Genomic DNA, 25851 nt, shown 5'->3' on the forward strand with positions numbered 1-25851 from the left:
TCTTCGAGCGGAGTCGAGAAATTTTCTTGATATAAAAACTGATTTTTTGACATCACTTAAGTTTAAAATCTAATAGAAATTATATTTAAATACAGACCTACTTGGGTTGTTGTTGTTGGGTATTTTTTGAATGATTTTTTGTGTTTTTTGAAGCTTTAAAGGGTTCTTTATTTAGAAGTTTTTTACTTCGCTTCACCCTCGTGAGACAACTTTTTTTGCGAATCTGCAAGGTTCTCGACTCCGTTCGAACACCGTTTTGGGGGCGATTTCTTGACGGTCTTCGAGCGGAGTCGAGAAGTTTTCTTGATATAAAAACTGATTTTCGGACATCACTTAAGTTTAAATTCTACTAAAAACTCTATTTAAATACAGGCCTACTTGGGCTGTTGTTGAGTGTTTTTTGAATGATTTTTTGTGTTTTTTGAAGCCTTATATATATATTATTTAGAGATTTTTAGCTTCTGTGTACCCTTCTGAGGCTGCTTTTTTTGTTAATTAGTACGTTTCTCGACTCCGCTCGAACACCATTTTAAGGGATGTTTCTTATTGGTCTTCGAGCGGAGTCGAGAAGTTTTCTTCATATAAATAACCGGTTTTTGACTTCCTTTTATCTTAAATTCTAATAGAAATTATATTTAAATACAGACCTACTTGGGCTGTTGTTGGGTGTTTTTTGAATGATTTTTTGTGTTTTTTGAAGCCTTATATATATTTTATTTAGAGATTTTTAGCTTCTGAGTACCCTCGTTATTAAACTTTTTTTAGCTAATTAGTACGGTTATCGGCTCCGCTCGAACACCGTTTATAAGATTTTTTGTGATGGTCTTCGAGCGTAGCCTAGTAGTTTTGGTCTTAAAATGCAGTTTGAAAAGGTTGTGCTTAAATTCTATTTTAAGGGAATTCCATGCACTTTTCTACTTTTATTTTCATCTGTTCATTTTATAGTATTACTTTTAGAGTCTCATATCTGAGTTAAAATTCAATATTTAAAAGCCAAATTTTTTATATCGTGACTGAACCAACCCACTTAACTGTTATAGATCATTCCGTTTCTGAGGAAGAATTTACATTAGTACAAAACCCTGAATTTGGGTTTTTAGAGACCACACCTAGACCTGAAGCTGATAAATTACCTCAGTATTATGAGAGTAAAGATTATATTTCTCATACCGATTCTAATCGTAATTTGTTTGAAATTGTATATCATTTAGTGCGTCGTATTTCGATTAAAAAGAAATTAGAATTGATAGACAATTACGCCGAAGACGGTAAAATTCTGTTAGATGTTGGTTGTGGTACTGGTGATTTTTTAAAAGCCGCTAAGGATAATGGGTGGTATGGATATGGTATAGAACCAAACGAACAAGCTAGAGAAATCGCTAATAAGAAAACAAATCAAGGTGTTTTTGATACCGAAGAGCTTTTTAAATTTAAACCGCACCGTTTTGATGTGATTACGCTGTGGCATGTTTTGGAGCATTTACCAGATCTGGAGGAGCAGATTGAAGCTTATAAAAAACTTCTAAAAGAAAATGGTACACTCATTATAGCCGTGCCTAACCATAAAAGTTTTGATGCTGAATATTATCAGGAATTTTGGGCAGGTTACGATGTGCCTAGACACTTATGGCATTTTGATAAAGTATCTATGGGTAAATTACTTTCAAAACATCAGCTAAAAATTACTGAAGTTAAACCAATGAAGTTTGATGCCTATTATGTCAGTTTACTTTCTGAAAAATATAAACATGGTCGTATGAAAATTATTAAAGGATTTTTAACGGGATGGAAGTCTAATCGCAAGGCAAAGGCTTCAAAAGAGGCATCTTCGTTAATTTTTGTTGTAAAAAATCAGTAAAAATTAAATTGAACAGGTTTTTTGCTGTTTTTTGGTGGTTAGTTATCCAAATACTAGTCAGTTTTTATAAAACCGCTTAAATCGCTTTATTTGAGCTTGTTTTTAATAGATTTTATTTATTTGTAATTTATTATATATAAAATTATCTTATATGTTAAACTAATTTCAAATCTAGATTTCAATTTGCTTTACTTCCCTACATTTGTTCGAAACTTAAACCAAACAATTATTAAATCATGAAAAACATATTTTACCTCGTTTTACTAGCAGTTGTATTAACTTCTTGTCAGCAACAAAAAATTGGATTTATTGATAATGGAACTGTAATAAACGGTTACCAAGAAAAAATTGATATTGAAGCAGCTTTTCAATTAAAAGACGACGCTTTTAAAAAACGAGCTGATAGTATTGGTCAAGCTTTCCAAACTGAAGCTATGGAATCTCAAAAGAAGGCCCAAGACTTAGCTAGAACATCACCTCAAAAAGCGCAAGAAATTATGGGTGGTTTACAGCAGAAACAGCAAATGCTGCAACAGCAAATGCAAATTGAACAGCAGGCTATAACAAAAGATTTTCAAAATCAAATTGATTCTGTTATTGTAAAAGTGAAAGCTTTCGCTCATGATTATGGTAAGGACAATGGTTATACTTTTATTTTAGGAACCAGTGATGCTGCAGCTTCAGTACTTTATGGTGATGAAAAGCAAGATTTGACCCAAACGGTTTTAGAGGCTTTAAACGCCAATTATACTAATGAATAAATTATTCAGTTGTAATATAAATTTTAAAGCCAAGTGAATATCATTTGGCTTTTTTTGTTTTAATATGATGTTGACTTTGCTTGTATTTTTGTAATCAAAACGCATATTTAACATCAATTCAACGGTATGCTCCGTAAGGTTTTATATTTTCACTCCACAAAAGTAATAGAGGTTGTCTAAAAAGTGTTAAAATTCGTCATTCTGAACTTGATTCAGAATCTCATCATATGTAAAATCAATCATTATGAGAACCTGAATCAAGTTCAGGTTGACGGAAAACTTACTTTTTCGACAGCCTCGCTATTTGTTTTTTAAAAAATAGTGTCATTTTTGTAACCCATTTTAATCGAACCATTTTATGAAACTTAAACTCAGTGCCTGCTTGATGTTGTTCAGCCTGCTGGTTTTTTCACAAGAAAATTATACTATTAGTGGTACAGTAAAGGATGATGCCAATGGTGAATTGGTGTTTGGCGCTTCTGTATTTTTAGAGAACACGTCTGTTGGTGGTATCACCAATGCTTATGGGTTCTATTCCTTAACAGCCCCCAAGGGAACCTATAATATTATGGTTTCCTATCTTGGATATACTACGATTAAACAAGAGGTGGTGTTAGATGCGAATCAGAGTTTGGTTTTTGAATTAAAGGAAGATACCACGTCTCTTGATGAAGTGGTCATTACTGCTGAAGAAAGTGAAAAGGCCAATATTAGAGACCCACAAATGGGGGTTTCTTTAATCAAAAGTGCGACCATAAAGCAAATTCCAGCCGTCTTAGGTGAAGTTGATGTGGTTAAATCCATTCAAATGCTGCCAGGGGTAACCAATAACGGTGAAGGGTCTAACGGATTTAATGTCCGTGGTGGTGCTGTTGACCAAAACCTCGTGCTTTTAGACGAAGCGATTATCTTTAATGAATCTCATTTATTTGGCTTCTTTTCTGTTTTTAATGCTGATGTGATTAAAGATGTAAAGCTTTATAAAGGAAATATTCCGGCGAATTACGGAGGGCGCGTGTCTTCGGTATTAGATATCAGGCAAAAAGACGGTAATAGTAAAGATTTTGAATTGAATGGTGGTATTGGTTTAATATCAAGTCGGCTATCTGCTGAAGGTCCGCTGTTTAAAAGTAAAGGATCCTTTATTTTAGCAGGACGTTCTTCTTATGCCCATCTATTTTTAAAATTGGCCGATCAGGATAACACGGCTTACTTTTACGATTTTAATGCGAAAGGGAGCTATGAGATTAATCAAAATAACCGACTCTATTTGTCGGGATATTTTGGAAGAGATGTGTTGAATTTTGATGATGCCTTTGCAAATTCTTATGGGAATACGACCTTTAACTTACGTTGGAATCATGTTTTTAACGATAAATTATTCTCTAATTTGTCCTTCATTTATGGCGATTATAATTACCAAATTGAAATTGGTTTTATAGGGTTAGATTGGACCTCTAGCATTAAAAATATGAATGCTAAATATGATTTCAAGTATTATTTAAGCAATAAAACGACCATCGATTTTGGTGCTAGCGCCATTCATTACAACTTTAATCCTGGTGATGTAAAACCTATTGATGAAGATTCTTCAATCAATGAGTTTATTTTAGATAAAAAACGAGCACTTGAAGCAGGGCTCTATGCCAACGTGGAACATAAATTAAGTGATAAACTAAACGTGCAGGCAGGTTTACGTTTTAGTATGTTTAACCGTTTGGGCGGACAGCCTATAGCCACTTACACCAACGACCAGCCTGTAGTTTATAATGCCGATTTAGGAATTTATGAGGAAGGCACCAAAACAGGAGATGTCGATTATGATAAAAGTGAAAGTATTGCCAATTTTTCCAATTTTGAACCGCGATTAGGTTTGGCGTATCAGCTTTCTGAAAACTCTTCTGTAAAACTGGGGTATTCGAGGGTAGCTCAATATTTGCATTTGTTATCAAATACGGCCAATGCCACGCCGCTTGATGTGTGGACGCCTAGTGGTTCGTTTATAGACCCGCAAATGGCAAACCAGTATTCGGCGGGGTATTTTAAAGAATTAGTAGATGGCAAATTTTCTATTGAAACCGAGGTGTATTATAAAACCGTTGATAACCGTATTGATTACATAGACGGGTCAAATTTAATTGCTAATAACAATATTGAAACCCAAATTTTACAAGGTGAATCTCGAGCTTATGGTTTAGAGTTTTTATTCCGAAAAAATAAAGGAAAGTTTACAGGTTGGTTGGCTTATACGCTTTCTAAATCTGAACAAAAAACACCTGGCGGCAACGCCGGTGGACCAGGAATTAATAAAGGCGATTGGTATAACACGCCCTTTGATAGAACACATGATATTTCATTAACCGGAAGCTATAAACTGACCGATAAATGGAGTTTTAGTGGGAATTTCATCTTTCAAACTGGGCGCCCCGTAACATATCCAGTAGGGCAGTATGAGTATGAAGGCCTTTCTATTGCGGTTTATGACCAAAGAAATGCCAACAGATTACCTTCCTATAACCGTTTAGATTTGGCGGCGACCTTTAAACCAAACCGTAAACCAGATGCCCGTTGGAAAGGGGAGTGGGTTTTTAGTATTTACAATGCTTATAACCGTAAAAATGCGGCTTCTATTTCGTTTGGTCAAAACCTTGAAACAGGCGTTAATGAAGCGACGCGAACCGCTATTTTTGGTATCGTACCTTCGGTAACTTATAATTTTAAATTTTAACAGGCTATGAAAAAATATATATACTTCAGCTTAGTTTTAGTCACACAGTTTTTGGTGTCTTGTACTGATGTTATTGATGTTGATGTGCCTACAGCTGATCCGCGTTTGGTGATTGAGGCTTCTCTAGATTGGGAGATGGGTACTTTAGGAAATAATCAATCCATAAAACTGAGTACGACTTCAGCGTATTTTGATAATAATAGTAACGATGCCGTGACAAACGCTGTAGTTTCGGTGATGCGATTAAGTGATAACATGGTTTTTAGTTTCACCAATAACAATGATGGCACGTATACCACAGCAAATTTTGAAGCCGATTTAAATGAAACTTATCAACTGGAGGTTTTATATGAAAATGAAGTTTATACCGCTACAGAAACTCTATTGGCGACTACTCCGATTAAAGAAGTCACCCAATCTGAAGAAGGTGGTATTCTTCCTGATGCCATAGAAGTCAATGTGTTTTTTGATGACCCAGGTGATGAAATGAATTTTTATGTGCTAAGATTTAAAACCGAAGGAGACCCTTATCCTGAATTAAGAGATGTGTCTGATGAGTTTTTAAACGGCAACGAAATAAGTATTTTTTATGAGAAACGTGGCGATGATGAGGCGGATGAATTACAACCAGGAGATGTTGTAGATATTAATTTGTTTAATGTTTCAGAGCGTTATTATAAATTCATTCAATTACTCAACAGTCAGTTGGGTTCTGGAAACCCGTTTGCACCTACGCCTGTAGAATTACGTGGTAATTGTGTGAACACCACCAATGCTGATAATTATGCTTATGGTTACTTTAGAGTGACGCAAACCGATAAACGCAGTGTCACACTCATTGAAATGGACTAAAGTGGCTTAACAGGGCTTGTTTTACGTGAGTTTCGTGTTTTTTAGTGCTTTACTGAAGTAAATACACCCCAAAAACGGCTAGAATAAAGTAAATGGTAATATTTCTAGCACCGTCAAAATTTTTGGCGATACGTTGGCCAAATAAGAATATTAAAAGAATAACACAAGAAACAATGCAGCCCAACAAGGCGTAAAGCGTTTCTTGATAAGCTATGATTTGATAGATGCCAAAGCTGCAAAACGCGGTTGCCAAGGCTTCTAAGATGATAATGAAAACCAAAATACCAGGTATAAAAGGCGGTACAAAAGTTTTGGAAAAGTAATCTTCTAAAAAGAAAACTTGTCCTTTCCAATCACTTACTTTATCGTAAAAACTCATAAGAAAAGTGATGCTTAAAAAGCTTAAAACCAATAACTCAGCACTGTAACTTAAAATGGTTTTCATAGTAAAGTATTAGGCCTTTTTAGCATGTAGTAACCGGGTGAGTTTGATTGATAAATCGGTTAGAATAATTTTAGAATTTCCGTTGCGTTCAATATGGTAAATGGCATCTTGAAGTTCGTTGCTAATGTCCATAATATTGTTGCCATGAACAAAAGGGGCAAAGTTTTCAAGTTTAAATTTATCGGTTTTTGGTTCGAAAAAAACCAAATCTGTAGCGTTGTAATTTAAAAGTAGCGCCTGACGGAAAAAATCTAAACAGAAGTTTAAAAACTGCTTTTGGGTTTCACGTCCGGTTTTTGCAATATCTTCACTCCAAGATATTAAATCGTGAATGGCTGCTTTATTGCCTTTGGCTTTAAAGGCACTTCTTATCCAAAATATAAACCAGGTTTCAAACTGAATGTCTTCAGAATCTTTAAAAGCCAAATCACAGGCTTTGTTGTAGTTTCCGTTGGCTTGATGTGCAATTTTAGTCGCTTTAGCCGGTTCCACTTGATACTTGGTAATTAAGGCGTCTTTTATGACGTTTTCGGCAAGTGGCGGGAAATGTAATATCTGGCAGCGCGAACGAATGGTGTTTATAATTTGCTCTTCATCTTCAGCAATGAGAATAAAAACCGTATCTTTTGGTGGCTCTTCAATGAGTTTTAAAAGCTTATTGGCACAGGCAGAATTCATTTTTTCAGCCATCCAAATGAGCATGACTTTGTGACCGCCCTCGTAAGATTTTAGGGTGAGTGCTTTTACAATTTCAACAGCTTCATCAACACCAATTTGTCCTTGTTTGTTGTCAACCCCAAGGAGTTTGTACCAATCAAAAAGATTACCGTAAGGCTGCTCGTTAAGCAATTGGCGCCATTCTTCAAGGTAAAAACTAGAAACCGGTTTACTTTTTACTTTATCACTGGTGGTTACCGGAAAAGCAAAGTGTAAATCGGGGTGTGAAAAGTTTTTAAATTTTAGGTTACAGCTTTCGTTTCCGCTGTTGTTTTCTCCACCAGAATTTGAACATAAAATATATTGGGCATAGGCCAAAGCCATAGGTAAGGTTCCAGAACCCTCATTACCAACAAACAATTGCGCATGAGGTATGCGCCCGTTATCAACACTTTGGGTAAGGTGTTTTTTAATGTGTTCTTGGCCTAAAATATTGGAGAATAACATGAAGCAAACTTACATAAAAAATTAGTTTTGATGCGGGATTTGAAAGGGATGCTTATTAAATAATAGGAAATATTAATTTAAGTGACTATACTAAAGGTGTTCGAGCGGAGTCGAGAATATGGTTGTAAAAGAAGTTTCCTGTTCTAGACCTCGCTCGAACACCATAAGCAGGCATTTATTGAAATATTAAAGGCGTGTTTTTATAACTTTTGTTTGTTGAAAACAATGCATTTTGATGTTAGGTTATTTGTCTTGTTTCGAAGTCTATACTTATAAAAACGAAGACCCTGCAAGAAGGATTGAGCAATTTGTTTGAGCTCCTCGCAGAGAGCGAGTTGTGAAAGCCTGGTTGCCATTTTTCTTGGCAACTTGCCCAAATGCTAGATGTTATTAATCAAAGATTCGGTGATGCGTACCGAAGCAATTTTTGAAGCAACAATACCGAGAATAGAAATGGTGAAAAACACAATAAAAAAGTTTTCAATCTCAATGGCAATAGGGTAAGCCAGGGTTGGGGTAATCATAAGCAAACTAAAATGCTGTTGCAAGAGGGTCACAATAAAGGCGATAATTATACCTATTATACCACCAACAATACTCATTAAGCTGCCTTGAAGAAAGAATGTTTTTCGAATATCTTTAAGCGTAGCACCAATATTATATAGGGTTGATAGGCTTTGTTTTTTGTCTAACATCATCATGATTAGAGAGCCTATCACGTTAAAAAACGCAATGATGAGTACTAGGGTAAAAATGAGGTAAACCACTAAATTTTCGGTGTTTAGCATTTTATAAAGCGCATCGTTTAATTGGGTGCGGTCCTTTAAAATCACTTTATCGCCTAGAGCGGTTTGAATTTGAGCGCGCACCTCTTTTATATCGACACCATCTTTTAACTTAAATTCAATGTTTGAAATTTGGTTACGCTCATAGTTTAAGAGTTTTTTTGCTAAATCTATAGAGGAAAAAACATAGGTTTCGTTTAAGCTTTCGTTTATAAAAAAGACACCTACATTAATCACTTTTACCGTGCTAAAGGCATTTTTTGAAGAGGTTATTTGTCCGGTACCAGGCTTAGGAACGTATACATTAATGTTTTTTGTGAAGTTTAATACGCCAAGCGAGAGGTCGTTTGAAATGCCCCAACCTACAACAATTTGATTGCTTTTTTGGTCTAACCAATCGCCATGGTCAATGACGGAGTCAATACTAACCACCTTTTGAAAATTCTCATCAACGCCTTTTATCACCGCTAGAGCATTTTTATCTTGTGACTCAATAATAATACGTTCTTCTATGATTTTAGAATAGGAAGCAATACCTTCAATATTGTCTAATTTTTCAACATCAAAAGGGTAGAGCATAAAGGATTTCCCCTCGGCTGGTTGGGCTTTTAAATCGGGGTCAACCACACTGGTAAACTCTAAAGTGAAATCTTTTAAGCCCGAAAATCCAGAAAGTACAATAAACAGGGACCCAGCACCAAGAATTACACCCGCAATGGCAATGTAGGTGATGAAATTTATGGCGTTATTGCTGCTTTTTGAGCGTAAATAACGTTTGGCGATGTATAAAGAAACATTCATGAGGTTAATATTATGAAAAAATAATGACTAAATGAATGTTGAAATGCAGCTAAAATAATTATGATTTTTTTCTATCGTCTAACATGCTAGGGTCTTTAATAGGGTTTTCGTCACCTTTTAAAGATTTTTCAATTTTATCGATGTACTCAAGCGAATCGTCAATAAAAAATTCTAAATGTGGCATACGTCTTAGTTGATTTCTAGTACGTTGTGCCAATTCATGACGTATTAATGGGGTGTTTGATTTTATACCTTCAAGAAGTTCTTTGGCCTTATCGTTAGGGAAAATGCTTAAATACACTTTAGCCACCGATAAATCTACCGTAACCTTTACTTTTGAAACCGATATTAATACACCACGCATACCACCTTCTGTAGCCGCGCGTTGTAATACATCTACTAAATCGTTTTGTAAAACGGTTCCTATCTTTTTTTGTCTTTGACTTTCTTCTTCCACAGTATAAAAATTAAAACCTTTTAGCGGTTTAGAATGCAAAAATACGGATAATTAGAGATTATGTGCCCTTTAGAACGCTATTTTCGTACTTTAATGCATGAAACATGAGGTTTTCGCTTTCGCGGAAATGAAAAACGAACACTTATGAAGCATATTGAACATATTGGTATTGCCGTTAAAAACCTTGAAGAGTCCAATGATTTGTTTGCCAAACTTCTTGGAAAACCACATTATAAAACGGAAGCTGTGGTTAGTGAAGGGGTTAATACCTCTTTTTTTAAGGTGGGTGAAAATAAAATTGAATTGCTAGAAGCAACTTCTGAAGCTAGCCCAATTGCTAAATTTCTTGCCAAAAAAGGAGAGGGTGTGCATCATATTGCCTTCGCGGTAGATGACATTCTCTCTGAAATTGAGCGTCTTAAAAAAGAGGGCTTCACAGTGCTTCACGACCTGCCTAAAAAGGGCGCCGATAATAAACTGGTGGCCTTTTTGCATCCTAAAAGTTCTAACGGTGTTTTAATTGAACTCTGCCAAGAGATAAAGGAATAATTTTTCTTGGTAGGTAGCAAAATAAGTAGTAATATTGCACTCCAATTTCGGTCCTATAACTCAGTTGGTTAGAGTATCTGACTCATAATCAGAAAGTCCATGGTTCGAGCCCATGTGGGACCACTGGTAGAAATTGTAAAGCCTTGCAGAAATGTGAGGCTTTTTTTGTTCCTAATAAGTTTTTTATCAAATGTTATAATGACACCTATTGAAAGCGAGTCGTTTAATGTTTTTAAAAAATAATATAAGCTTCACAATTGATTAATCACTTTTTTTCTATATTTGCCCTTGTATGACAACCCAAATGAAAAAAATTGTTTTTTTTAGTTTATTTATCTTGATAGGACATGTGGCTATGGCTAATGATGGTTCAGAAGATGTAGCTGCTACCGTAGCAGGCGTAGATGCTGCAGATACCTTACCAGAACCACCAGGACCAACAATACCACCAGGACTTCCTATTGATGGCGGAATATTAGCAGGTGTTGTTGTGGCTCTAGCTTTCGGCACTAAGAAAGTCTTGTCTCATAAAAAAAACTAGTAGATTTACTGATTTAAAGCGGTTAATCGCGCTACATATTTTCCTAAAACATCAAATTCTAAGTTTACCTGAGTCCCTTTTTTAAAGGTTTTAAAGTTGGTATGCTCGTAAGTGTACGGTATAATGGCCACACTAAAAGCGTTTCTTTTTGAGTTGACAACAGTTAAACTCGTACCGTTTACAGTGATTGAGCCTTTTTCAATAGTGATGTTATTTAAAGCAGCGTCGTATTCAAAAGTAAATACCCAGCTGCCGTTTTCTTCTTTAACTTCGGTGCAAATAGCAGTTTGATCTACATGACCTTGAACAATATGACCATCTAAGCGATCACCCAGTTTCATGGCACGTTCTAAGTTCACCGGAGCATCAACAGTTAATGTGCTTAAATTTGTTTTTTCAAGGGTTTCTTTAATGGCGGTTACGGTATATTCGTCTTTATCAATATGTACTACAGTTAGGCAAACACCATTGTGCGCTACACTTTGGTCTATTTTTAATTCTGAAGCCAAAGGGCTTTTTATCGTGATATGAAGATTGTCTAATTCATTTTTTAAATGAGATACCGTACCAATCGTTTCAATAATTCCCGTAAACATAATATTATGCGTTTATTTAGTTAAATTTGCAGAATCAAAATTACGAACAATAGTTAGCATTTTTTAATGAAGCAGACAGAAAATATAGTAGTAGGAATCTCAATAGGTGATTTAAACGGGATTGGTGGTGAAATTGTTTTAAAAACATTTGAAGACCCAAGGATATTAGATTTTTGTACGCCTGTCATTTTTGCTTCCATTAAAGTGATGTCTTTTTTTAAGACACATTTTAAATCTGAAATCAATTTTCACAGCATCAAAGAGCTGAGTCAACTGGTTCAAGGAAAAGTAAATGTATTAAACTGTTGGCAAGAACCTGTTAAAATAGAGTTTGGAAAAGAAGACACCAAAATAGGAGCATTTGCTATAAAATCTTTAGAAGCTGCTACGAAAGCCCTAAAGGAAGAAGCTATTGATGTTTTGGTGACCGCACCTATAAATAAATCGAATATCCAATCGGAAGCCTTTAAATTCCCAGGTCATACTGATTACTTGGCTCAAGAGTTAGAAGGTGATAGCCTGATGTTTATGATTAATGACGGACTTAGAGTGGGCTTACTAACCGATCATGTTCCAGTTAAAGATATTGCAACGCATATTACGCCGCAGTTAATTGAAAAGAAAATTGCAACGGTTTACGAATCGCTTGTAAAAGATTTTAAAATACAGAAACCCAAAATTGCAGTTTTAGGTATTAATCCGCATACTGGTGATAATGGTGTTATTGGCAATGAAGACGATGCCGTGTTAAGACCAACGCTACAAAAAATTAAAGAAGGTGGTAAATTGGTTTACGGGCCGTATGCTGCCGATAGTTTTTTCGGTTCAAACAACTATAAGAATTTTGACGCGATTATTGCCTCGTATCACGATCAAGGCTTGATTCCGTTTAAAACCTTATCTTTTGGGCAAGGCGTTAATTTTACAGCAGGCTTAAGCAAAGTACGTACCTCACCAGATCATGGAACGGCCTATGAAATTGCAGGGAAGGGTACTGCAGACGAAAATTCATTTAAAGAAGCGGTTTATAGTGCCATGAAAATCTTTAAAAATCGTTCGGAGTATGAAGAACTCACTGCAAATCCCTTAAAAAAAGCCTCACGAAATGAGCGTCGTTAAGCCTCTGATCCCTAGTTTTTTCGGGAAGAAGGCGAGTTATTTGAGATATAAACAAAAAAATGTTAATAAGTAATGCTGCGTAAATAAAAATTTATATATTTGCGGGCTCAAAATAGATGTGATTATGAAGTCGTTAAAAGAGTTTACAATTCCATTTGTAGGGTTAAAAATAGGCAAGCATCATTTTGAGTATGACGTTGAGCAGTCGTTCTTTGAACATTTTGAGTATGAAGATTTTAACGATGTAAAGGTTCATGTTGATTTAGTATTAGAGAAAAAATCAACTTTACTGGAATTACATTTTAAAATTTCTGGATGGGTAAACGTGAATTGCGATTTAACAAACGAACCTTATAATCAAGACATAGAAAATGAATTTGATTTGGTAGTGAAGTTTGGTGATGAGTATAACGATGAAAATATTGACTTATTAATTGTTCCTCATGGAACCTATGAAATTAATATTCAGCAATATATTTATGAGTTAATTATACTTGCTGTTCCAATTAAACGTGTGCATCCTGGTGTTGAAGATGGTACGCTAGATTCAGAAATACTTAAAAGATTAGAAGAACTAAGCCCGAAGCTTAAGGAAAATAAAGAAGAAGACAAGTCAGAGGACATCGATCCTCGTTGGAATACATTAAAGAAATTATTAACGGATAAATAAAAACATAAAATGGCACATCCTAAGAGAAAAATCTCGAAAACAAGAAGAGATAAAAGAAGAACACATTACAAAGCAACTGCGCCACAGATTGCGACTTGCCCAACAACAGGTGAGGCTCACTTATACCATAGAGCACACTGGCATGAAGGAAAATTATACTACAGAGGTCAAGTATTGATTGATAATTCTGCAGAAATAGAAAATGTTGCATAATTAGTTATGCACGCATATTAAAAAACGCTCATTTATGAGCGTTTTTTTTATGAATTAATTTTTATGATTAACAAAAACGCGTAATTTGCAGAATATTACTTCAAGATTTAGTAGTTTTCCCTAAATTTTGAACGTTTTTGTCCATTTTTAATAAATTTTTGGTCAAATTAACTATAAAGTTATGAGTAAAATCTCAGCGGCAATTACAGCTGTAGGTGCATATGTACCAGAATACGTGTTAACCAATCAAATCCTTGAGACGATGGTTGATACAAATGATGAATGGATTACTTCCAGAACAGGTATCAAAGAACGCCGTATTTTAAAAGACGACGGAAAGGGTACATCTTACCTTGCTATAAAAGCAGCGCAAAACTTAATTGATAAGAACAATTTAGATCCTAAAGATATTGAATTGGTTATTGTAGCCACTGCTACGCCAGATATGAAAGCAGCATCAACGGCTTCTTTTACGGCTTCAGAAATTGGAGCAACCAATGCTTTTTCTTTTGAGATGGACGCAGCGTGTTCAAGCTTCTTGTTTGGTATGTCTGTTGCCGCCAGCTACATTGAGTCTGGAAGGTATAAAAATGTCTTACTTATTGGAGCTGATAAAATGTCTTCAATTATTAATTATAAAGATCGCGCTACTTGTATCATCTTTGGTGATGGTGCCGGAGCGGTATTGTTTGAAGCTAATGAAGAAGGTTTAGGGCTTCAAGACGAGTACTTGAGAAGTGATGGAACTGGACGAGAGTTTTTACAAGCAACTTACGGTGGATCATCGCATGCTTTAACTCACGAAATTTTAGATCAAGGCGGGCACTATGCATTTCAAGAAGGACGTACCGTATTTAAGAACGCCGTATTTAATATGGCTGATGCAGCCGAAAAAATCTTAGAACGAAATAATTTAACTAAAGAAAACGTTGATTGGTTAGCAGCTCATCAGGCTAATAAGCGTATTATTGATGCTACGGCACAACGTATTGAATTAGAGGATGAAAAGGTGATGGTAAATATTCACAAATATGGGAATACAACCTCAGCGACCTTACCTTTGTTAATAAATGATTACGAATCACAATTAAAAAAGGGAGATAATGTTATATTTGCCGCTTTTGGAGGCGGATTTAATTGGGGGTCTATTTACTTAAAATGGGCTTACGATTCCAAAAACTAACCACTTATTAATTAGCAATATTATGGATGTAAAAGAAATTCAGAACTTAATTAAATTTGTTGCCAAGTCAGGTGCAAGTGAGGTTAAATTAGAAATGGACGATATCAAAATCACGATTAAAACGGGATCTGAATCAGATACCACAATCGTGCACCAAGTTCCAGCGCAAATACCACAAGCTATTCCAGCTGCAGCACCTGTTGCTGAAACACCAGCACCAGCTGCTACACCAGCCGCTCCTGCTGCACCAGCTGCGGAAGATTCAAAATATATCACAATCAAATCTCCAATTATTGGAACTTTCTATAGAAAACCATCTCCAGATAAACCATTATTTGTTGAGGTAGGTCAGACGATTGCTGAAGGTGATGTACTTTGTATTATTGAAGCCATGAAGCTTTTCAATGAAATTGAATCAGAAGTTTCAGGAAAGATTGTTAAAATTTTAGTTGATGATTCTTCTCCAGTTGAATTTGATCAACCATTATTTTTAGTAGATCCATCTTAAATTTTTAGATGATTAGGAGCTTTGATGAGGCAATAAAATTGCTAATCATTAAATAATCCTATTTTCTATTTAATCTAATCCAAACAAGATGTTTAAAAAAATATTAATTGCCAATAGAGGGGAAATTGCACTACGTGTTATTAGAACCTGTAAGGAAATGGGCATTAAAACCGTTGCTGTTTATTCTACAGTTGACGAAGAAAGTCTACACGTAAAATTTGCTGATGAAGCGGTTTGTATTGGTCCAGCAGCGAGTAGCGAGTCCTATTTAAAAATGTCTAATATTATCTCTGCAGCCGAAATTACCAATGCAGATGCTATTCATCCAGGCTACGGATTTTTATCTGAAAACGCTAAATTCTCAAAAATTTGTGAAGAACACGGTATCAAGTTTATCGGAGCTTCTCCAGAAATGATTGATAGAATGGGTGATAAGGCTAATGCTAAGGCTACTATGAAAGCTGCTGGTGTACCTTGTGTACCAGGAAGTGAAGGCGTTATCGAGTCTTTTGAAGAATGTGAGAAAATAGCCGAAGAAACCGGTTACCCAGTAATGCTTAAAGCTTCTGCCGGTGGTGGTGGGAAAGGAATGCGTGGTGTTTTTAAGAAAGAAGATCTTAAAGATGCTTGGGATTCTGCTAGACAGGAATCTAAAGCGGCCTTTGGAAATGACGATATGTACATGGAGAAGCTTATTGAAGAACCAAGACATATTGAAATTCAAATTGTTGGTGATTCTACAGGTAAAGCTTGTCACCTATCTGAAAGAGACTGTTCAGTACAACGTCGTCATCAAAAATTAACTGAAGAAGTACCTTCACCATTTATGACTGCTGCATTGCGTAAAAAAATGGGTGAAGCTGCAGTGAAAGCCGCAGAATATATTAAGTACGAAGGTGCTGGAACTATCGAATTTTTAGTCGATAAGCACAGAAACTTCTACTTCATGGAAATGAATACGCGTATTCAAGTAGAGCACCCAATTACTGAACAAGTGATTGATTTCGATTTAATTCGTGAGCAGATTTTAGTGGCTGCTGGTGTGCCAATTTCTGGTAAAAACTACTTGCCAAAATTACACTCTATAGAATGTAGAATTAATGCTGAAGATCCTTATAATGGTTTTAGACCATCACCAGGAATGATTACTACATTACATGCACCGGGAGGTCATGGGGTACGTTTAGATACTCATGTTTATGCAGGGTATGCCATTCCGCCAAACTACGATTCTATGATTGCGAAGTTGATAACAACGGCGCAAACTAGAGAAGAAGCCATCAATAAAATGAAACGTGCTTTAGATGAGTTTGTCATTGAAGGTATTAAGACTACTATACCTTTCCACAGACAATTAATGGATCATCCAGATTATATCGCTGGTAATTATACCACGAAATTCATGGAAGATTTTGTTATGGAAAAATAACAATATTATAAATGATTAAAACTCCGGAAGCAATTTCGGAGTTTTTTTATGCTCTAATTTTAGTATTATTGCTGAAAATTTCACAAGCTTCATGAAGGGATTGTTTCAGCTTTTATTGAAAATAGTAGTTTGGTTTGTAAGCCTGTCTTTTCTGCTTGTGTTGGCTTTTAAATGGCTTCCTGTACCTGTTACGCCCTTAATGTTAATTCGATATTTTGAAACTGATAGCTCGAAAATTTTAAAACACGATTGGGTGCCTTTAGACGATATTTCAAAAAATTTGCAATTGGCAGTGATTTGTAGTGAAGACCAGTTGTTTTTAAAACACAACGGATTCGACTTAAAAGCCATTGAAAAGGTGATTACCGAAAGTCAAAACGGAAAACGCCTTCGTGGCGGTAGTACCATAAGTCAGCAAACCGCAAAAAACGTTTTTTTATGGCCAGAACGGAGTTGGCTTAGAAAAGGTTTTGAAGCTTATTTTACTTTTGCTATTGAACTTTGTTGGCCTAAAGAACGCATTTTAGAAGTCTATTTAAACAGTATTGAAATGGGCGAAGGCATTTATGGCGCTGAAGCCGCTTCGCAATATTGGTTTAAAAAACCAGCCAAAAACTTATCTCAATACGAGGCGGCGGCCATTGCTGCTATTTTACCAAACCCAAGAACATACAAAGCTGCACCAGTTACGGCATATATACAATCGAGAAAAACGTGGATTGTTAGGCAAATGCGTTATTTTGGACCCTTAAAGTTTGTTGATGATAAAGATGGAAAAGGAAAACACTAAAGAAGCATTATACGACTTATGTCAAGCTTTTATTGAAAATAGGTTTCAAACGATTCAGAATACTATTGCTGAAATTCAGGAGTCTTTAACTTCAGAAACTAAAAGTAGTGCTGGCGATAAGCATGAAACAGGTCGTGCGATGCTTCAGTTGGAACGCGAAAAGGCCGGTAACCAATTGGCCGAAATTCAGAAAACAAAAGCAATTTTAGCGAAGGTTAATGTCACAAAAACTTCTAAACACATTGGCTTAGGGAGTTTAGTTTACACGACTCAAGCGAATTATTTTATTGGCATAAGTGCTGGGGTTATGGCATTACATAACGAAAGCTTCTACACAATTTCTCCTGATACACCTATCGGGAAACTGTTAATGGGTAAAACCATTGACGGTCAGATTACTTTTAGAGACCAGGTGTTTACTATTATTGATGTCTTTTAGTAGGCACCCATCTTCTCTTTTTATTTCAAAAGGCCCATGCATAAAAGCGCCTTTGTTTTTTAGAGTTAATTTTTCATGTTTTTCGATTAATCATCAGGCTATTGATTTTGTAATTTCAAATTTGTAGGTCCTTTATGGGTTTACGAACTAGATATTAACTTTAATAAAAGAATACCATGAAGATTAGAAATATATTATTTATTGCTGTGTTGGTGATAAGTTTCGTGTCTTGTAAAGACAAAAAGAAAAACGGTCATACGGCACCAGATGATACCTATTCGTTAGAAACTGATGATATTGAAAATAGTGAAATAGAAAAAGAGGTTGAAGTACCTCAAATAAAAGTAGAAGTAGCATCTAAAAGTGGGAGCCAAGTTTCCGGTACTGTAGTATTTACAGAGATTAATAATGTGGTTAAAATGATGGCAGAATTTGAAAATTTAAAACCAAATACTGTACACGCCATTCATTTGCATGATACGGCCGATTGTTCGTCTCATGATGCTAAGTCGTCCGGGGGGCATTGGAACCCGACTAGTAATAAACACGGAAAATGGGGAGACGATCAAGGGTACCATCGTGGTGATATTGGTAACTTCACCGCTGATGAAAACGGAAAAGCTACCGTTACTTTTGAAACAGACGAGTGGTGTATATCTTGTCAAGATACTACGAGAACCATTAATGGACGTGGTATCATAATTCACCAAGGTCAGGATGATTTTAAAACACAACCAACTGGTGATGCTGGTACTCGAATAGCTTGTGGGGCATTACTATAAATCAAGCCTTAAACCATCAACTCACACGCTTATTTAATCACAGTAATGTGAACCTCTTCATTTGGGTTTAAAGCTTTGTTGTGTTCAAAAAAAATGGTCTGGCCATCAAGTATGGCTTCAACTAAAAAGAAATGACCTTTGTAGTAAGATCTTTTAACTTGAACTTGTAGTTTGGAATGTTTTACCACTTGCAGTTGGTGAGCATAGATAATTTCACCATCAATACTATTAAACTCTCCAAAAAAAGAGGCTATTAAGGGCGTTTTAGGGCTTTTAAATAAGTTTTCAGGGGAATTGCTCTCTATAATTTTATGGTCGTTTAAAACGATCATATGGTCGGCAAAACCAAGAACATCTTCTTTGTCGTGCGTAGCGACCACACAGCTTATATTTTTTTTCTTGAGATATTTAAAAACATTGCGGCGCAGGCTTTGTTTTTTGAAGTTGTCAATGTGGCTAAAAGGCTCGTCTAACAACATGATTTCTGGCTGATTGGCCAAAGCGCGGGCTAAGGCTACCCGCTGTTTTTGTCCGCCACTTAAAATTTTAACTTTCGTTTTAGCAAAGTCAGTGAGTTCTACCACTTCTAGTAATTCTGCCGTGCGCTCTTTTTTTTCTTCTGGATAAAAGTTAGATAGAAACTTACCAATGTTTTCTTCAACCGAAATAAAAGGCATTAAATCAAACTCTTGAGCCACATATTTCATGAAATCATAGCCCACAACTAAATTAAATTTCGGACCAAGAATTTCTTGTTTTTTCCAAAATATATGGCCTGAATTTAAATCATATTCACCGTATAAAAGTTTTAAAAGTGTACTTTTTCCGCAGCCGCTTTCTCCAATGATAGCCAGGTTTTCCCCTGCTTGTACTTTAAATGAAATATCATTTAAAACAGGTTTTTTATGGTATGAAAAAGTAAGTTGTTCTACGCTGAGCATATAAAAGTGATCCTATAAAAAAATAGGTTAAGATTTTAGGCGTTTTTAAAATAAGTGGATTTAAGTAAAAAGAATGGTTTTAAAACTTTAAATCGCGCAAATTTATTCAATAAATAATAAAAGTAGATCAGATAACTTGGAAATAAAAATGCTGCTATTTTATTTTTTTGATAAAGCAAAGGTTTGAATTTGGTAACATACCTAAATACAACCTCTGGCGTTAAAATGAAGGTTTTTAAAAGTGTTACAGCGCTATCGTCTTCTTTTTTTTCATAAGTAATTCCTACTTTATTCGTGCCTATATTTTGATAAAACCCTGAGTTTAAAGTTTCAATAAATTTTAAAGTTCTACTGTTATAAAATAGGCCAGTTTTTAAGGCAATTTTTGAAATGATGTGCTGAATCATCTCTTGATCGTAGCAAATAGCTTCAAGTCTTTTAAGTAGTTCTTGGTGGAAGCCAAACATTTGGGCTTGGTGCTTTTCGATATAATTATCGTATAACCATTTTTCTTCGGCATTGTGTTTTACAATGACGAAATTATTTTCAGCATTAGTATAACCTACAGCAGATCCGTGGTTGGCTGCTGAAAATTGCTCATAATATTGGTTGTTAGCCATGAGCAGATAATCGTTGTAGTTTGTATAAGGTAAAACAGAGAATATGAGTCCGTTACGCGGTGTTTTCTCCTGAATATTGTAAATGTAGCGCAGCCCCAAATAATGTCCGGTAACTTTAATTTTTTCTTCAAAGAAGCCATAAATAGATTCTTGCATGGTGCCACCCCAGCCAATATCAACAAGGTGTATGCCTTCATTTTCTATATCAGCATCAAAGGCTTTAATGTAGTTGTTGAAGTTTGAAACATTGGCTTTTCTATGATTTTCATAGTACGAAATGAAACTATGGTTTTGTTTTAAGGCTTCAAAAGTTTCCGAGTTAAAAAAGTCTTCAATAATATGGTTTTTATCGGTATGTAATGCTTCCGATATGGCAGCGATTTCGGTTTCCGGACAATCAAAAAAGGTTAAGAAATCATTAATGGATAGCTGTGGATATTCCTTCCGAAGATATTTAAAGCCTTCTTCATCTATCGATTTCAAATTAATTTGCATAGACGCTTGCCTCGAAATCTTTAAATAATGGGTTTTAATGGTTTCGGTATCTTCAAGGCTATGAAACTCTTGATAAGAATCAAATAATTTTTTTAAATACTGCCCTTCTCGAGATAAGAAAAACAGGTTTTTTAAGCCTTCCTTTTTACAGGTTTGGAAAAGTCTTTCCGTAAGAAAATGGTAGTAAATGATGTATTGTGTAAAGGGTAAAACATCTTTCTTTTTACAGTTTTTAAAGATGCTGTTGACCTCATGTTTTACTTTTTTATAATCGTTACCAAGGCCGTTTCGTTTGTTTTTTTTGATGTAATGGCTGTGTGGTAATTGGTAAGCTTGAAGTTTGTTTTTAATGGCATTGTCATAATCACTACGTTTATTATCGCCAATCATCATGACCTCGTTTGCTCGAATTGCTAAAGCATCAAGGACTTTTTTATAAATGTTACCACGGTGTTTACTAGCTTGTAATTCAGCTGAGCTGAAAACCCCATCAAAAATGTCAAAAACGCCATGATGTTTTAACAGGTCCTGAAATAAATTTTCGGTACCGTAAAAATCTGAAACCAAATACACTCTTCCGCCTTGGGCTTTAAAATCTTTAAGCACTTGTATAACGTCTTGGTTGAGGTATTGTACGCTAGCTTCTGCTTTGAATTCGGCGCTTTCAGAAACTTTGAAAAACTGCGATTTCAACTCGGGATTTAGTAATTGACTATTTACTAAACGTGTATAAATAGCTTCCACTAAAACCTGATACGGAATTTCGACGTTATTTTTATCTAGGGTTTCACAAAGTTGTTTTACACTTTCTTGTCTTATAAAATACAGTTCGTCTATAGAAATATTAAGGCCAAATTCAATAATCATGAATTTGGCCCATAGTTTTAAGGTGTAATTAGGATGCACAGTTCGGTGAACTATGGTATCATAATAATCAGTAAAAAGAACTTTAATGTTTTGCTTTTTAAGGCTGTTCTTTAGTTGATCTAAGTACATAAGTTATTTTGGTGCTTCGGTTTTTACCATATTTGATAGGTTTTCAAACCCCATGTTATAAAGGGTAAAACCAAAAATATCGGCATATTGATCAATAATTTTACTCACAGGAGTTCCAGCGCCGTGACCCGCATCGGTTTCAATTCGAATTAAAACCGGGTTGTTTCCAGTTTGTTTGTCTTGTAATTCAGCTGCAAATTTAAAACTATGCGCAGGAACCACACGGTCGTCATGATCGCCAGTAGTGACTAAAGTCGCAGGGTATTGTATATCTGGCTTTACATTATGCACTGGTGAATAGCCCTTAAGGTATTCGAACATTTCTTTGTTGTCTTCAGAAGTACCAAAATCATAGGCCCAACCTGCTCCAGATGTGAACGTGTGGTAGCGTAACATATCTAAAACACCAACGGCTGGTAAAGCTACCTGCATTAAATCAGGGCGTTGCGTCATGGTGGCACCAACTAACAAACCACCATTAGATCCACCACGAATGGCTAAATATTCAGAAGCTGTATAGTTGTTTTTAATTAAATATTCACCAGCAGCTATGAAATCGTCAAATACATTTTGCTTTTGCAATTTAGTTCCAGCATCGTGCCAGGCTTTACCATATTCACCACCACCACGTAAATTTGGAACGGCGTAAATACCACCTTGTTCCATCCAAATAGCATTGGGGATGCTAAATGAAGGAGTTAAACTGATGTTGAAACCACCATAAGCGTAAAGAATTGTTGGGTTTTTTCCGTTTAATTCTAAACCTTTTTTATGGGTAATCATCATTGGTACTTTGGTACCATCTTTTGAGGTGTAAAAGACTTGATGACTTTCATAAGCATCACTGTTAAAATCTATTGATGGTTTCCAATATGATTTTACTTCGCCAGTTTCAATGTTTAAACTATAATTGCTTCCTGGGGTATAATAATTAGTGAATTGAAAATATTCTATTTTTTCATCCTTTTTACTACCAAAACTACTGGCTGTTCCTAGTCCTGGCAGCTTAATTTCTCTAACCAAAGTTCCGTCCAAATTATATTGCTTTACCTTAGAAATGGCATCAACCATATAATGGGCTAAGATGTAATTACCACTTGTTGAAGGTGATAAAACCTGATCTGTTTCTGGTATTAAATCTACCCAATTTTCTGGTGTTGGGTTTGACGCATCTACGGTTACAATTTTTTTATTGGGCGCATTTAAGTTGGTAACCAAAATAAGTTTGCTGTCCTTGTTGGTTAAAACATTTGTATCGCTATTATCGTGATCTAAAATGCTAATAAACGAGCTGTTAGGTTCGCTTAAGTTTTTTATTAAAAGTTTGTTTCCAGAAGTAGAAGTACTAAGTGATAAAAGTAAATAGTTGTCATCTTCGGTAACCTCTGCACCGGTGTATCGGTGTTTTTCTTCAGGCGTACCACCATAAATTAATTCGTCTTCACTCTGTGGCGTACCTAATTTATGATAATAAACTTTGTGCTGATCTGTTTTTGCCGAAAGTTCGCTACCCTTTGGTTTGTCGTAACTTGAGTAATAGAAGCCTTCATTTTTATACCAAGAAAGTCCAGAGAATTTAATATCGACAAGCGTGTCTTCTGTAATTTCTTTTGTTTCGGTATCCATGATGATTACTTTTCGCCAATCGCTTCCACCTTCTGAAACGGAATAAGCCAAAATTTTACCATTTTTAGAAAAACTTAATCCGCCTAAAGAAACGGTACCATCTTCTGAAAAGGTATTTGGATCTAAGAAGACTTCAGTATCACTATCTCCTTTTTTTCTATAGATAACATTTTGGTTTTGTAAGCCATCATTCTTGTAGAAATAGGTGTAGTCACCTTCAATAAACGGAGTTCCAACTTTTTCGTAGTTCCAGAGTTCTGAAAGGCGTTGTTTTAGGTCGTTTCTATATGGAATTTGTTTTAAATACGTGTTAGTGGCCTTGTTTTCTGCCACAACCCAAGCTTCCGTTTCTGGGCTTCTGTCATCTTCCAACCAACGGTAAGGATCTTTTACTTGAACACCAAAATAGGTATCAACAGTGTCTACTGTTTTGGTTTCTGGATAAGAGGCAATGATGTTTTGTTTTTTACTGTCGTTTTGTTTGCAGGCCATAAAAATTGTTAGGACTAATACTGAGCATAGGGTTTTATTCATAATTGAAGATTATTTATTTCAAAAATAAAGAAAAAGAACAGGTAGGTCATAGGTTTCCATAAATATAATTCCGGCGTTGAGTGAACTTAAACGCTTAATTATCTTACGAACAGCAAAGAAACTCAGTATTTTTTCGGCAGTTTCTTCTCCCATTAATCCAACAAGTTGTAGGCGTTTTTTATTCATAAAAGTGAGCCAGCCCGCATTGTAATGATGAATAGAATAAGTTTTTTTTGTTTTGGCTATTTCTTTGGTGTGAAAATGTTTTGGACTAAAATATTCAGAAGGAAAGAGGTATAGTTGATTTTTGTTGGTTATAATTTCCGGAAGGTTTTTGATTTCCGTTTTATTTAAAATGACAATGTCCTTTTTCTTTTTAATAAGCATTTCCATAGTACCGGGTAAGGTATTGGTATCAAAAGAACCATCTTCTTGAATGAATGCGCGATTTTCAAAATGTTTTAGAGGTTCTAAAAGCCAGTCGGTGTTTTTTTCGGCTCCAAAAATTGCAGCTTCTATGGCGTGATCGTATTGTGTGCCCGCAAAGTAGGGGAGGTGTAAAAGATTATTAAAACTTTTTAAAACTTCAACATCGGTATCCAGGTAAATTCCGCCATAATTATAAACAGCATAAAGTCTAATATAATCTGAAGCAAAAGCATATTTTTTAGCTTCAAAAGCTTGTTTGGTCCAAAGTGTAGAATTGATATCAAATCGTTTGGTGTCCCATAACATAAATTCATAATCTGGTAATTTCTTTTTCCAAGATTGTATGCATTGGTCAATAAGCTTGGGGTAAGGATCCCCACTAAGCCAACAGAAGTGTATGATTTTAGGAATCATATAAGATGTTGTTTAATTATTTAATTAGTTTGGCTAGCTAAATTATATAAAAAAACCCCTTCTATCGAAAGAAGGGGTTGAACTGTATGGAATAACCGATAAGTTAAACGAGCTGATTCTTAATTAAGTACTCAGCAATTTGAATGGTATTGGTTGCAGCACCTTTTCTAAGGTTATCGGCAACAATCCACATGTTTAATGTATTTGGTTGTGTTTCATCACGTCTAATACGACCTACAAAAACATCATCTTTATCATGCGCATAAATTGGCATTGGGTAAGTGTTTGTTGCTGTATTATCCTGAACTACAACACCAGGAGTTTCGCTTAATATTTTACGAACTTCAGCTAAATCAAAATCGTTTTCAAATTGTACGTTTACAGATTCAGAATGCCCACCAGCAGTAGGGATTCTTACCGCTGTAGCGCAAACAGAAAACGTGCTATCACTTAATATTTTTTGAGGCTCCTTGGCTAATTTCATTTCCTCTTTAGTGTATCCGTTTTCTAAGAACACATCACAGTGTGGTAATGCATTTCTTCCGATAGGGTAAGGGTAGGCCATTTCACCATCAACACCAGCAATTTCATTTTCTAATTGCTTTACTGCTTTTACACCAGTTCCAGAAACCGATTGATAGGTTGAAACCACTACACGTTTCATAGTGAATGCTTTGTGTAACGGTGCCAATGCCATTACCAATTGAATGGTTGAGCAGTTAGGGTTAGCAATAATTTTATCGTCTTTTGTTAATTCGTTTGCGTTGATTTCTGGAACTACTAATTTTTTAGTAGGATCCATACGCCATGCCGAAGAGTTATCAACTACAGTAGTTCCAGCTTCAGCAAATTTAGGAGCCCATTCTAAAGAAGTATCACCTCCCGCTGAAAATAAAGCGATATCTGGACGCATTGAAACAGCTGTTTCTAATCCAACTACTTTATAATCGGTTCCTTTATAGGTTAGTGTTTTTCCAACAGAGCGTTCTGATGCAACAGGAATTAATTCTGTTACTGGGAAATTACGTTCTGCAAGAACTTTTAACATCACTTCGCCAACCATACCTGTGGCTCCAACAACTGCAACTTTCATAATGAATATGTTTTCTAATTATAATAAATTTCT

The 25851-nt window shown here is 35.5% G+C and carries 25 protein-coding genes and 1 tRNA gene; 16 read left to right on the forward strand and 10 right to left on the reverse strand.

Annotation, left to right across the window (positions count from 1 at the left end; genetic code table 11):
* The first annotated feature begins 1009 nt into the window (after positions 1 to 1009).
* From F6U93_RS13030 to F6U93_RS13045, 4 genes are all read left to right on the forward strand, one after another.
* Positions 1010 to 1858: a class I SAM-dependent methyltransferase gene (locus F6U93_RS13030; protein ID WP_317132857.1), complete on the forward strand. Its 849-nt coding sequence runs from the start codon at positions 1010 to 1012 to the stop codon at positions 1856 to 1858.
* A gap of 236 nt (positions 1859 to 2094) precedes the next feature.
* The gene (locus F6U93_RS13035; protein ID WP_150940546.1) at positions 2095 to 2619 is read left to right on the forward strand and encodes an OmpH family outer membrane protein; all 525 of its coding nucleotides are present in this window, start codon (positions 2095 to 2097) and stop codon (positions 2617 to 2619) included.
* A gap of 358 nt (positions 2620 to 2977) precedes the next feature.
* Positions 2978 to 5347, forward strand: a complete 2370-nt coding sequence (locus F6U93_RS13040) for a TonB-dependent receptor (protein WP_150940548.1) — start codon at positions 2978 to 2980, stop codon at positions 5345 to 5347.
* A 6-nt stretch (positions 5348 to 5353) separates the two neighbouring features.
* On the forward strand, positions 5354 to 6199 hold the full coding sequence (locus F6U93_RS13045) for a DUF4249 domain-containing protein (protein WP_150940550.1): 846 nt from the start codon (positions 5354 to 5356) through the stop codon (positions 6197 to 6199).
* A gap of 49 nt (positions 6200 to 6248) precedes the next feature.
* Here the strand turns inward: F6U93_RS13045 and F6U93_RS13050 are convergent, their stop codons facing one another.
* From F6U93_RS13050 to rbfA, 4 genes are all read right to left on the reverse strand, one after another.
* Positions 6249 to 6644, reverse strand: a complete 396-nt coding sequence (locus F6U93_RS13050; protein ID WP_150940552.1) for a DoxX family protein — start codon at positions 6642 to 6644, stop codon at positions 6249 to 6251.
* Between the two features lie 9 nt (positions 6645 to 6653).
* Positions 6654 to 7808, reverse strand: a complete 1155-nt coding sequence (locus F6U93_RS13055) for a DNA polymerase III subunit (RefSeq protein ID WP_150940554.1) — start codon at positions 7806 to 7808, stop codon at positions 6654 to 6656.
* Positions 7809 to 8188: 380 nt separating this feature from the next.
* Complete coding sequence (locus F6U93_RS13060; RefSeq protein ID WP_150940556.1) at positions 8189 to 9394, reverse strand: ABC transporter permease; 1206 nt, start codon at positions 9392 to 9394, stop codon at positions 8189 to 8191.
* A gap of 58 nt (positions 9395 to 9452) precedes the next feature.
* Entirely contained in the window at positions 9453 to 9851 is a 399-nt protein-coding gene (rbfA, locus tag F6U93_RS13065; RefSeq protein ID WP_150940558.1) for a 30S ribosome-binding factor RbfA, read from the reverse strand.
* A 144-nt stretch (positions 9852 to 9995) separates the two neighbouring features.
* On the opposite strand from rbfA, the gene mce reads away from it, so the two are divergent.
* From mce to F6U93_RS13080, 3 genes are all read left to right on the forward strand, one after another.
* Positions 9996 to 10400 carry a methylmalonyl-CoA epimerase gene (gene mce / locus F6U93_RS13070; protein WP_150940560.1) on the forward strand — a complete coding sequence of 135 codons (405 nt, stop codon included), beginning with the start codon at positions 9996 to 9998 and terminating at the stop codon, positions 10398 to 10400.
* A 49-nt stretch (positions 10401 to 10449) separates the two neighbouring features.
* A tRNA-Ile gene (locus F6U93_RS13075) sits at positions 10450 to 10523 on the forward strand.
* 181 nt (positions 10524 to 10704) lie between these two features.
* Entirely contained in the window at positions 10705 to 10941 is a 237-nt protein-coding gene (locus tag F6U93_RS13080; protein WP_225312709.1) for a hypothetical protein, read from the forward strand.
* A gap of 5 nt (positions 10942 to 10946) precedes the next feature.
* On the opposite strand, the gene F6U93_RS13085 is transcribed toward F6U93_RS13080, so the two are convergent.
* Complete coding sequence (locus F6U93_RS13085) at positions 10947 to 11537, reverse strand: riboflavin synthase (protein ID WP_150940564.1); 591 nt, start codon at positions 11535 to 11537, stop codon at positions 10947 to 10949.
* Between the two features lie 66 nt (positions 11538 to 11603).
* Between F6U93_RS13085 and pdxA the strand changes: the two genes are divergently transcribed.
* The 9 genes from pdxA to F6U93_RS13130 all read left to right on the forward strand — a co-directional run bounded on the left by pdxA (position 11604) and on the right by F6U93_RS13130 (position 18670).
* Positions 11604 to 12656 (forward strand): 4-hydroxythreonine-4-phosphate dehydrogenase PdxA, encoded by a 1053-nt coding sequence (pdxA, locus tag F6U93_RS13090; RefSeq protein ID WP_150940566.1) that lies wholly within the window; start codon positions 11604 to 11606, stop codon positions 12654 to 12656.
* A gap of 124 nt (positions 12657 to 12780) precedes the next feature.
* The gene (locus F6U93_RS13095) at positions 12781 to 13326 is read left to right on the forward strand and encodes a YceD family protein (RefSeq protein WP_150940568.1); all 546 of its coding nucleotides are present in this window, start codon (positions 12781 to 12783) and stop codon (positions 13324 to 13326) included.
* 9 nt (positions 13327 to 13335) lie between these two features.
* Positions 13336 to 13539 (forward strand): 50S ribosomal protein L32, encoded by a 204-nt coding sequence (gene rpmF / locus F6U93_RS13100; protein WP_067145427.1) that lies wholly within the window; start codon positions 13336 to 13338, stop codon positions 13537 to 13539.
* Positions 13540 to 13720: 181 nt separating this feature from the next.
* Positions 13721 to 14722 (forward strand): beta-ketoacyl-ACP synthase III, encoded by a 1002-nt coding sequence (locus F6U93_RS13105; RefSeq protein ID WP_150940570.1) that lies wholly within the window; start codon positions 13721 to 13723, stop codon positions 14720 to 14722.
* 22 nt (positions 14723 to 14744) lie between these two features.
* Entirely contained in the window at positions 14745 to 15230 is a 486-nt protein-coding gene (gene accB / locus F6U93_RS13110; protein WP_150940573.1) for an acetyl-CoA carboxylase biotin carboxyl carrier protein, read from the forward strand.
* 88 nt (positions 15231 to 15318) lie between these two features.
* Positions 15319 to 16659, forward strand: a complete 1341-nt coding sequence (gene accC / locus F6U93_RS13115; protein ID WP_150940574.1) for an acetyl-CoA carboxylase biotin carboxylase subunit — start codon at positions 15319 to 15321, stop codon at positions 16657 to 16659.
* 91 nt (positions 16660 to 16750) lie between these two features.
* A complete protein-coding gene (gene mtgA / locus F6U93_RS13120) occupies positions 16751 to 17449 on the forward strand; it encodes a monofunctional biosynthetic peptidoglycan transglycosylase (RefSeq protein ID WP_150940576.1) in 699 nt (232 codons plus the stop codon).
* Positions 17430 to 17888, forward strand: coding sequence for a 3-oxoacyl-ACP synthase (locus F6U93_RS13125; protein ID WP_150940578.1), 459 nt, complete (start codon positions 17430 to 17432; stop codon positions 17886 to 17888). The genes mtgA and F6U93_RS13125 overlap by 20 nt, the downstream gene beginning before the upstream one ends.
* 176 nt (positions 17889 to 18064) lie before the next feature.
* A complete protein-coding gene (locus F6U93_RS13130) occupies positions 18065 to 18670 on the forward strand; it encodes a superoxide dismutase family protein (protein WP_150940581.1) in 606 nt (201 codons plus the stop codon).
* A 29-nt stretch (positions 18671 to 18699) separates the two neighbouring features.
* Here F6U93_RS13130 and F6U93_RS13135 read toward each other — a convergent pair whose 3' ends face one another.
* The 5 genes from F6U93_RS13135 to F6U93_RS13155 all read right to left on the reverse strand — a co-directional run bounded on the left by F6U93_RS13135 (position 18700) and on the right by F6U93_RS13155 (position 25818).
* On the reverse strand, positions 18700 to 19611 hold the full coding sequence (locus tag F6U93_RS13135) for an ABC transporter ATP-binding protein (protein WP_150940583.1): 912 nt from the start codon (positions 19609 to 19611) through the stop codon (positions 18700 to 18702).
* Positions 19612 to 19646: 35 nt separating this feature from the next.
* Entirely contained in the window at positions 19647 to 21722 is a 2076-nt protein-coding gene (locus F6U93_RS13140; protein WP_150940585.1) for an HAD family hydrolase, read from the reverse strand.
* A 3-nt stretch (positions 21723 to 21725) separates the two neighbouring features.
* Entirely contained in the window at positions 21726 to 23840 is a 2115-nt protein-coding gene (locus tag F6U93_RS13145) for a prolyl oligopeptidase family serine peptidase (protein WP_394349755.1), read from the reverse strand.
* 60 nt (positions 23841 to 23900) lie between these two features.
* On the reverse strand, positions 23901 to 24725 hold the full coding sequence (locus tag F6U93_RS13150; RefSeq protein WP_150940589.1) for a glycosyltransferase family 32 protein: 825 nt from the start codon (positions 24723 to 24725) through the stop codon (positions 23901 to 23903).
* Positions 24726 to 24828: 103 nt separating this feature from the next.
* Positions 24829 to 25818, reverse strand: coding sequence for an aspartate-semialdehyde dehydrogenase (locus F6U93_RS13155; RefSeq protein ID WP_150940591.1), 990 nt, complete (start codon positions 25816 to 25818; stop codon positions 24829 to 24831).
* Positions 25819 to 25851: the final 33 nt, after the last annotated feature.

Origin of the sequence: Pseudotamlana haliotis (assembly GCF_008806375.1) — a bacterium.
GTDB lineage: Bacteria > Bacteroidota > Bacteroidia > Flavobacteriales > Flavobacteriaceae > Pseudotamlana > Pseudotamlana haliotis.